Consider the following 9273-nt stretch of genomic DNA (forward strand, 5'->3'; position numbering starts at 1 on the left):
CTTTAAATTCAATAAACATGCGGCATAATAATTAATAGCTTATTGCATTTTATTAAATTAAGGAGTGTTTCGTTTGGCAAGAGAAGATTTAGTTTTAATTGAAGGAAAAGTGATTGAAGTCGCGGCTGGTGGTAACTTTATGGTTGAAGGACCCAATGGCATGCGAATCGCAGCAAAACTTGCCGGCAAACTAAGAAGAAAACATATACGCGTTATTCTTGGAGACCACGTTACAGTTGGTGTCTCTCCTTATGATCCTAGCCACGGTTTAATTACATACAGAGGCAAAGACCCTGCTTTGAGCAGATCTTAATTATTTTTAACACCCTAAGTAAATCATATTTTATCAATTATTAATAAACTGATATCAATATTGACGGGTCATTCCCCTTTTGGTTTAAACAAGACTGACTTTCTGGTTGCCTGACTTAATAGACCCTACAACAACAGCATCTAAATAATTTTCTAGTAGCTTCTTACTGTCTTCTAGTGAACAAACTAAAAGATAGCCTAGCCCCATGTTAAATGTCTTAAACATTTCTTCTTGGTCAATATTACCTTTGCTTTGTAAAAAAGAAAACAGTGTTGGAATCTGCCATGTATCTTTTTTGATTATAGCATCACAATGACTTGGTAAAATTCTACTCAGGTTTCCTGCAATACCCCCACCAGTAATATGTGCCATACCTTTTATTTTTAGTCCCTGTTTTAGCATAGACAATACAGTCTTTACATAGATACGGGTTCCTTTTAATAAACTTTGACCAAGGCTTGTTTCAAAACCTGGGTAGGTTTCGTTTAATTTTAATTCAGCATGCTCAATCACTTTTCTCACTAGACTAAAACCATTAGAATGAACACCTGAAGACGGCAATCCAATAACAACATCACCTTCTTCTATATTTTTTCCATCAATAATGTTTGCTTTATCAACCAACCCAACACAAAAACCACTTAAATCAAAATCATTTTTGGCATATAAGCCTGGCATTTCTGCGGTTTCTCCACCAACCAATGCACAGCCTGACAGTTTACAAGCTTTAGCTATACTTTTTATAATTTCTGTTGCTTGCTGAAGGTTTATTGAATCACAAGCATAGTAGTCTAAAAATAAAAAAGGACTAGCCCCTAAAGTTAATAAGTCATTAACGCACATAGCTACTAAATCCTGGCCCAGTTGCTCATAATGATTTAACTCACGCGCTAAAAGCAATTTAGTACCAACACCATCTGTGGCAGTAACAATCATTGGCTCTTTATATTCACTTGGAATACTGGCCACAGAAGCAAAGCCTCCAATATTATTTTGAACATGTTTATGAAAGGTTTCTTTGGCCAAAGGCTTAATATTATTTACAAAATCATCGCCTTTTTTTATATCCACACCCGCATCACTATAACTTAAACTTTTTTCCGACATGTGGTAACTTGTAACGCAGCAAAAAGAAAGAGTCTATGAGAATTTTCAACGCATTAAAAAAAATTTTAAAACATTACTTTTTATTAGGTTTATTTGTCTTGTTACCTTTTTACATCACCTTAAAGTTTTTTATGTTGGTGTTCGGTTTTTTTGAAAGTATTTTACGTATTCACGACGGTACTTTTCTTTATATAATCCCAGCCGATTTTCATCCTAACTATTTACTTGGCTATAAAGTCCCGGGCTTGGACATAGCAGTGACAATTTTCTTTATAATTTTAGTTGGCATTTTAAGTCGAAATTATTTTGGACATACTTTAATTAAATTGGGAGATCGTATTATTGACCAAATCCCTCTTGCACGCTCTATACATCGTGTTGCCAAAGAAATTTTAAAAAACTTTACTGCAGAAGATCATTACAATCAATTCAAGCGCGTTATCCTAATAGAATATCCCAGAAAAGGTTTGTATACTATGGCTTTTGTAACCAGCGATCAGCAAAAGTATTTTTCTCGTATTACTGGTAAAAAGCTTCTTAATGTTTTTGTTCCAACATCCCCTAACCCAACAAGTGGTTACTTAATTCTTGTTCCAGAAGAAGAAACAATTCCCACAGATTTTGGCATAGAAGCTGCTTTTAAATTAGTTGTTTCAGGTGGGATGGTTAGCGTCGATTTTGAAAATCCAGAGGTTTTGTGATGGCAAAAAACACACCTCCAACACAATTTGCCCACAATAGACAAGCAAAACATAATTATCAAATCATTGACAGCTTTGAGGTTGGCTGCGTTCTTTTGGGTAGTGAAGTAAAATCTATTCGCCAAGGCAATGTCCAACTCAAAGAAGGTTATGCAAATATTGTTAAAGATGAGCTTTTTTTAGAAGGAGTTTACATTAAACCCTATGAAAACACAGGTGGACATAGCGCTCCAAAATCAGTCAGAACAAGGAAACTGTTGATGCATAAAAAACAAATTCAAAATTTGGCGATGCAAATTGCTCAACAACGATTAAGTCTTGTTCCAATGAAATTGTATCTAAAAAATGGTAAAATTAAATTAGAGCTTGGTTTAGGTAAAGGTAAAAAAGCTCATGATAAGCGAGAAAGTATTAAACAACGTGATGTTGAAAGAGATCTTTTGCGCTATAACCGTTAAACCTAAACTTTTAATAAAGTTGTCCAACTGCATATAAGCAGTTTCAATTCACTCTATAAAAGCGTGAATATCATTTAAGCAAGCTTGATCAAATAACACCAAATTAAGATTATTCTCTGCCATAACATACGCAGCTATATCATGTGTTTTTGCTTCATTTTGCCAAAACATAATACAGTTAGTGTTATTACAATGCGCTGAACCATGCTCAGAACTTTCATCTAAATGATCAGAAACGTTTGACAACCCATTATTGACTAAACCAATGACATGACCAATCTCATGATTGGCAACTATTTGCTGAGCATACGCTTCATAATGGGGAAAGCTACTTGAAGCAAGTTCAACGGCAGGCTTAAATACAACTAACATCGCTTGCCCAGATATAGACAATCCTAAAACATTGGTTTCAGTTTGTTCTTGGTTATTTTTAAAATACCCATCTACCCATAACATGTAGATTGAAGCTTGTTTGTTTTGCCAAGCTGGGCTATCTCTGTGTTGCATCGCAAGATGAATCAAGTCTTCACGTGTATAGTTTTTGCTTTCTGCAGAAATCTGACTCATATCTGAACTTGTTAAAGGAATGAGTAAGTTTTTTGATCCTGAAAAAATGTGATCTAGATTATACTGTAAGAGCTGCCATATATGAAGTCCACTATTTGGATCAATGGTTACCGGCAGAGTTCCTTGCATATAGTCTAGCTCAATGTACAAAGTTTCTGTTTGATTAGAAAAAAGTTTTTTAATGAATTCTCTTTGAGGATCTTCTTTGCCGCAAGATGCTAACAATAGCGTAAAAAACAAAAAAATAGCTTGAAACAATTGGTGCATCCAGTCTTTCATTATATAAAACACTTATCATGAAATCAATACAGTACTTCATTCCTATCATTTTAGGCCTAATTGTCCCTTTACAAGCTTTAGCCAATGCAAAATTGGGAGATAAATTAGGGCACCCTTTATGGGGAGCCTTGTTTAACTTCATTGTTGCAATCAGCTGTATTAGCAGCTCTATTCTTTTTTTTGGTTTAGAAAAACCTAATTTTTCTCACCTGAGCATTAAACAAAGTTATCTTTTTTTTGGTGGACTTGTAGGAGCCTTGTATATTTTTACCAGTCTATTTTACGTCCCTAGAATAGGAGGCCTAATCTTTTTCAGTACTATGATTGCTGTACAGCTTATTGCTTCTCTTGTTTATGACCACTACGGAATATTGGGCAAAACCTTAACTATAACCCCAGAAAAAATTTTAGGTATTCTTCTACTATTAGCTGGAACTTTTTTGGTTTCAAAGTAACCATTACACTTTACTTTTTAAGTTTTGATGTACTATTACAAATAAATACTAAACTAAAAACCATAAATAAAACTTTTTAAAAAGACTCAGGCTAATCAAAATACAAACTTCGTTCAACAATAGCTAAAGTAATAGCTTTATTAAAGCACTAAAATACCATATAAATTTTACATGATTCATACTATTTCAAAAAACATCATTAAAGACTTTACACCTTCTTTGGTTGTTTTTTTAATTTCTTTACCTTTGAGTATGGGGGTAGCCTTGGCTTCTGGCTTACCCCCGGCTTTGGGACTTATCACAGGTATAGTTGGCGGAATTGTAGTTGGCCTTTTTGGTGGTGCGCCATTGCAAATAGCTGGGCCTTCCGCTGGTTTGGCTGTCATTATCATGGAGATGGTACAAAAACATGATGTTGCTGTTTTTACTCTAATAGTAGTCATCACCGGCATATTACAATTTCTAGGTGGATATTTTAAGTTAGGTAGATATTTTAGAGCGGTTTCACCCGCAGTCATTAGAGGCATGTTATCTGGAATTGGAGTTCTTATTATAGTTAGCGAAATTCACATTATGTTTGACGGTCATCTTTATGAAAGTGGGCTAAAAAACTTACTGATGATTCCTTATGCAATTTTTGATACTTTTATTAAACGATCCAACCCCAACCAAACCAGTGCCGCATTTATTGGCACACTTACCTTGTTTATTTTATTTTTTTGGGAAAAATATAAACCCATAAAATTTAAAGTCATTCCTGGTGCCTTATTGAGCATTTTAATTGCAATTGCAACATCTCACTTTCTAGCACTCAATATTCAGTATATAGATGTACCCAACAATATTTTAAAAATAGTTAGCCTACCTCAATGGGACATTTGGACAAACTCTATAAAGCCAGATATTTTTATGGCGGCCATAGCACTGGCCTTTATTGGAACAACTGAAACCTTACTTTGTGCAAATGCCGTTGCTCGCATGCATAATGGCCCAGCAACAAACTACAATAAGGAGCTTGCTACACATGGTGTAGCCAATATAATTTGTGGGTTACTTGGGGCTCCTCCTGTTACTGGGGTTATCAGTAGGTCAACTGTCAATGTTGATGCTGGAGCCACCTCTAAAGCTTCTGCAGTGATGCAAGCTATTTGGATATTAACCTTTATTTTATTTTTCCCAAACCTTTTAGCTCTAATTCCAACTTCAAGCTTAGCCGCAATCTTAATTTATATTGGCTTTAAGTTGCTCAATATTTCTGCCATTAAGTCCTTATTTAAATATGGAAAACCTGTCATTTTTATCTTTTTAGCAACAATCATTGGCATTATATGTCTCAACTTACTTAATGGCATAATCATTGGCTTGGTCTTATCAACCATAAAGCTGGTTTACTCTCTTTCTCATTTGGAAATTGAGCGTAAGTCTGAAGACAATGCCATAGAAATCATATTACATGGTTCGGCTACTTTTTTAGCTCTTCCGCAACTTGGCCAAGAACTAGAAACCATTGATGCTGGTACAAAAGTATGTTTTCATGTTGAAAACTTAGAATTTATTGATCACGCTTGCCTTGACCTCTTGTCTGCATTTAAACATAGGCATGAGGAAAACGGTGGTTTGGTTGAGTTGGAGTGGGACACTTTGTTTAATCGTTATACCCAAGGTAAAATAACGACCTCAGGCGAATACAAACTCCCTGATGACATTGATCAACCCATCAAAGACAGTTAATTTATCATAAATGTTTTTTCATACTTTTAATTTTTCACATCAAACATGTTTAAGCTGAGTTCTTCAAAAACTTCTGGGCTAATGATCTGATATTCTCTTGCTTCTAGCAAAGCCTCTTTTTTTAACTGCAAAATCATCTCTGCAAGTATGGGATCCATCATATACCGTCCATTGATATTACTTTTTACTCCAAAAACTCTCTCAAATAAGCTTAAAATGGCCTTTCTTTGGCTTGTGTCATTGATGACCACTCCAAAAAGACTTCTAGTATGCAGCTCCATGATAGCCAGATACAAAATATACTTTTGATCAGCACTCAGCTCTAAATCTGGCGCATAACAATTTAAATTCTGTTTGTTTCCAGAAGCAAAAGACTTGATAAAAGCTATCTGTAGGCTTTCTATACTCCACTCTTTTTCAAAGCTTGATTTTAGGATATTTTGTGTCGTTAAAATATCTTTTTGTAGATCCTCCAATAAATTGGCATAAGAGAAAAATTCTTCAGCAGGGCAAAACCGCCCCATGTAACGTATATCATTTGCATTATTATTATAAGCCGCTATTTTCTTTGCTTCTGGTAAGATTAGCATTTTGATTGCTGTGCATACTTTAATTTGATCGCCATCAACTTTTAAGCTCATTTGATCTGGATTTAAATTGCTCCAATACTGCTGAATATCTTGTGCATGCAAAGACCTGGTGAAAACCAACAGCATAATTAATGTCAAACAAGCATTATAAAAATTATTTTTTTTTGCCATCATGTATTATTAAGCAACCTTAATGCCAAACCGTTTCTTTTAATTTTAAGTACTTACCCCTACAAAACATGTACATATTTTGTGAAATGCGACTTTAGCCAAAAAACGCTATGATAGGCAAGTTTTGCCTTGACCTTATAAAAAAAAACCGTACACTCCCGCCAATGAATTTTAGAAATGTCTGTATCATAGCCCACGTTGACCATGGAAAAACCACCTTGGTTGATTTTTTATTAAAGCAAGCAGGAACTTTTGCTGAGCATCAAAGCGTAGATGAACGCGTTATGGATTCTATGGACCTAGAACGTGAACGTGGCATAACTATTTTAGCAAAAAACACATCAATCACTGTTGGTAATATCAAAGTAAACATTGTTGACACCCCTGGACACGCTGATTTTGGCGGTGAGGTAGAACGGATCATGAACATGGTTGATGGCGCAATTCTTTTAGTTGATGCTGCTGAAGGGCCTCTTCCACAAACACGTTTTGTTTTACAAAAAGCTTTGGCCAAAGGCCATAAAATTGCATTGGTGGTCAATAAAGTAGATCGCAATGAATGCAGGCATTCCAATAGAATCACAGAAGTGGTGGATGAAGTTTTAGAGCTGTTTATGGAATTAGAAGCCACGGATGAACAACTTGATTTTCCCATTATATATGCTTGTGGGCGTGAGGGTTGGTGCACCGCAGACAAAGGAGAAATTGAAGATCTTGTCAACGGAAGCAAGAGTTCTGATTTAAAGCCTCTATTTGACCTTATTCTTGAAGATTTCCCACAACCCAATGTCGTAGCCAATCAAGATTTTCAAATGCTTATCTCAAACCTAGCTTATTCTGATTATGTGGGCAGTTTAGCTATTGGAAAGATCAATTCAGGTAGCATTAAAAAAGGCCAAAAAATTATCCGTCATGGCCTGAATACTAAAAAAGAGCTTGTGCAGGAAAGCTTTACAGTAACAAAACTATTTACCTATCAAGGACTCAAACAAGTTGATGTGGAAGAATTACAAGCCGGTGATATTGGAATTGTAGCTGGAACCGACAAATTTGAAATTGGTGACACCCTTGCTGCCAACGCAAATATACCTATTCTTGAACGTATCAATGTAGAAAATCCAACTTTATCCATGATTTTCTCAATCAACAACTCCCCTTTTTCAGGTCAAGATGGTGAAGCCATTCAATCTAGAAAATTACGTGAACGTCTATTGCGTGAAATCAGGCAAAATGTTGCATTACGCTTTGAAGAAACTGAAAGTTCCGATCAATTTAGAGTATTAGCGCGTGGTGAGTTACAATTGGCAATATTAATTGAACAAATGCGTCGCGAAGGTTTGGAGTTTTTAGTTGGGAAACCTTTGGTACTGACTCAGCAAGATGAAAATGGTAGAATATTGGAACCCTATGAAATAGCTGTTTTAGATGTACCAGAAGAATCTGTGGGTGACCTTTCCCAACTTTTTCAAAATCGCGGCGGTGTCTTGAGCAAATATGAAACCGCAACAGGCTCCAATGAAGGCAGTAGCAATCCACGCGTACGTTTAGAATTCACTATTCCAACCAAAGGTTTATTGGGTACCCGGTCTAAATTTTTATCTATCACCAAAGGTCAGGGCTTGATGAGTTCACAGCTTGATGGCTTTAAAGAAAATTCCAAAGCATTTTTACATAGAAGTCAGGGTGCACTAATTGCAGATAGAACTGGTGATGCCACTGAATATGCCCTACTTGGCCTAGAAGACCGAGGGATCTTTTTTATTGATCCAGGAACAAAAGTGTATGAAGGCATGATTGTTGGTCAATTTAATAAAGATACTGACCTTAACGTTAATGTTTGTCGTGAAAAGAAACTCACCAACTTTAGAGCTGCTAATGCAGACATTTTAGTAACTTTAGCCGGCACAAAAAAAATGAGCCTAGAAGACAGCATTGAGTGGATTGATGATGATGAGTGGATAGAAATCACGCCAAGTACAATAAGAATGCGTAAAAAAGTATTGGCCAGCAATATGCGCAGTGTCAAACGCAAATAATGTGTTACATTTTAGCTTTGCGTTAAAGCTCATGCATTTGACATTGTAAGTCAAAACATGCTAAATCGTCCTAAAAACTGTAGGGAGATTTACGATGCAAAAAACTGTGGCTTATTTTTTTATTTTAGTTTTATGGATGGCAAATATTCAGTTGGCCTTTTCAAACGACGTAACATCTCTTGAAAACTGTACTGACCCATACAATCTTTGTCCATCAGACATATTATCTGTCACCTTAAATTCCATAGAGATTCATCCAAATTCATATGATAAGGGTGGAAGAAAAAACACTGCTTTAGAACTGAGCTACTATTTAGAGCTTGGTCTTCAAGGACATTATACCAATGTCTTAATGTACTGGGAGGATGCTCAAAAAAACTTTCCAGCTAATTTTGAAGATAAATCTTATGAAGTTTCCATAAACAAAAAATACACGAGCATGCTTAAAACAAATATTAATCTTTATAATATTCAAGAAAATACTGATCTAGATGACTTTTACAGTAAAATTAATTTTGTAGTCAAAGAAGCAAGAACAATTGGAAAGTCAACTTTATGCAATATTGCTCTAGCCAAACCAGATCATAACAATAAGCATGCTTTTAACAGCTTTATTAGTATGGTGCGCGATGCTAATGAAAATGACACCAGAAAAGCTCAAACTCATATCAACCTAATTTGCATTCCAAATAATGAATCGGCTCGCATAACATTTAAGTTTTTATTCGAGTTTGAGCGTCAACAAATTGATTGAATATTATAGTCATTTAATAAAGTGTTCGTACATGAAAGATTATTTTTTATGATACACGAAGGCCTTGAGGGCTCTTGCCCGATCAGCCGAGTGTTCATTAAAAATAATCTG

At 35.5% G+C, this 9273-nt stretch carries 10 protein-coding genes; 7 read left to right on the forward strand and 3 right to left on the reverse strand.

The genetic code is table 11. From position 1 onward, the window contains the following. Positions 1-73: 73 nt before the first annotated feature. Entirely contained in the window at positions 74-313 is a 240-nt protein-coding gene (gene infA, locus PKC21_10615) for a translation initiation factor IF-1 (GenBank protein HMR25788.1), read from the forward strand. 84 nt (positions 314-397) lie between these two features. Here infA and purM read toward each other — a convergent pair whose 3' ends face one another. Further along, on the reverse strand, positions 398-1420 hold the full coding sequence (gene purM, locus PKC21_10620; GenBank protein ID HMR25789.1) for a phosphoribosylformylglycinamidine cyclo-ligase: 1023 nt from the start codon (positions 1418-1420) through the stop codon (positions 398-400). A gap of 35 nt (positions 1421-1455) precedes the next feature. On the opposite strand from purM, the gene PKC21_10625 reads away from it, so the two are divergent. After that, positions 1456-2121 carry a DUF502 domain-containing protein gene (locus tag PKC21_10625; protein HMR25790.1) on the forward strand — a complete coding sequence of 222 codons (666 nt, stop codon included), beginning with the start codon at positions 1456-1458 and terminating at the stop codon, positions 2119-2121. After that, on the forward strand, positions 2121-2579 hold the full coding sequence (gene smpB, locus PKC21_10630; GenBank protein HMR25791.1) for an SsrA-binding protein SmpB: 459 nt from the start codon (positions 2121-2123) through the stop codon (positions 2577-2579). The genes PKC21_10625 and smpB overlap by 1 nt, the downstream gene beginning before the upstream one ends. Before the next feature lie 48 nt (positions 2580-2627). On the opposite strand, the gene PKC21_10635 is transcribed toward smpB, so the two are convergent. Continuing rightward, complete coding sequence (locus tag PKC21_10635; protein ID HMR25792.1) at positions 2628-3425, reverse strand: hypothetical protein; 798 nt, start codon at positions 3423-3425, stop codon at positions 2628-2630. A gap of 17 nt (positions 3426-3442) precedes the next feature. Between PKC21_10635 and PKC21_10640 the strand changes: the two genes are divergently transcribed. Next, positions 3443-3880: a DMT family transporter gene (locus PKC21_10640; protein ID HMR25793.1), complete on the forward strand. Its 438-nt coding sequence runs from the start codon at positions 3443-3445 to the stop codon at positions 3878-3880. Between the two features lie 171 nt (positions 3881-4051). Further along, positions 4052-5611 (forward strand): SulP family inorganic anion transporter, encoded by a 1560-nt coding sequence (locus tag PKC21_10645; protein ID HMR25794.1) that lies wholly within the window; start codon positions 4052-4054, stop codon positions 5609-5611. A gap of 26 nt (positions 5612-5637) precedes the next feature. Here the strand turns inward: PKC21_10645 and PKC21_10650 are convergent, their stop codons facing one another. Continuing rightward, a complete protein-coding gene (locus tag PKC21_10650) occupies positions 5638-6375 on the reverse strand; it encodes a hypothetical protein (GenBank protein ID HMR25795.1) in 738 nt (245 codons plus the stop codon). A gap of 161 nt (positions 6376-6536) precedes the next feature. Between PKC21_10650 and typA the strand changes: the two genes are divergently transcribed. Together typA and PKC21_10660 are read left to right on the forward strand one after the other, a co-directional pair. After that, entirely contained in the window at positions 6537-8408 is a 1872-nt protein-coding gene (typA, locus tag PKC21_10655) for a translational GTPase TypA (protein HMR25796.1), read from the forward strand. A gap of 94 nt (positions 8409-8502) precedes the next feature. Continuing rightward, positions 8503-9162, forward strand: a complete 660-nt coding sequence (locus tag PKC21_10660) for a hypothetical protein (GenBank protein HMR25797.1) — start codon at positions 8503-8505, stop codon at positions 9160-9162. The last annotated feature ends 111 nt before the right edge of the window (positions 9163-9273 follow it).

Source organism: Oligoflexia bacterium, from assembly GCA_035326705.1.
GTDB lineage: Bacteria > Bdellovibrionota_G > JALEGL01 > JALEGL01 > JALEGL01 > JALEGL01.

Coding starts and splice junctions, on each gene's coding strand:
- purM (HMR25789.1), bottom strand. CDS start 1,420: ATGTCGGAAAAAAGTTTAAGTTATAGTGATGCGGGTGTGGATATAAAA.
- PKC21_10625 (HMR25790.1), top strand. CDS start 1,456: ATGAGAATTTTCAACGCATTAAAAAAAATTTTAAAACATTACTTTTTA.
- smpB (HMR25791.1), top strand. CDS start 2,121: ATGGCAAAAAACACACCTCCAACACAATTTGCCCACAATAGACAAGCA.
- PKC21_10635 (HMR25792.1), bottom strand. CDS start 3,425: ATGAAAGACTGGATGCACCAATTGTTTCAAGCTATTTTTTTGTTTTTT.
- PKC21_10640 (HMR25793.1), top strand. CDS start 3,443: ATGAAATCAATACAGTACTTCATTCCTATCATTTTAGGCCTAATTGTC.
- PKC21_10645 (HMR25794.1), top strand. CDS start 4,052: ATGATTCATACTATTTCAAAAAACATCATTAAAGACTTTACACCTTCT.
- PKC21_10650 (HMR25795.1), bottom strand. CDS start 6,375: ATGATGGCAAAAAAAAATAATTTTTATAATGCTTGTTTGACATTAATT.
- typA (HMR25796.1), top strand. CDS start 6,537: ATGAATTTTAGAAATGTCTGTATCATAGCCCACGTTGACCATGGAAAA.
- PKC21_10660 (HMR25797.1), top strand. CDS start 8,503: ATGCAAAAAACTGTGGCTTATTTTTTTATTTTAGTTTTATGGATGGCA.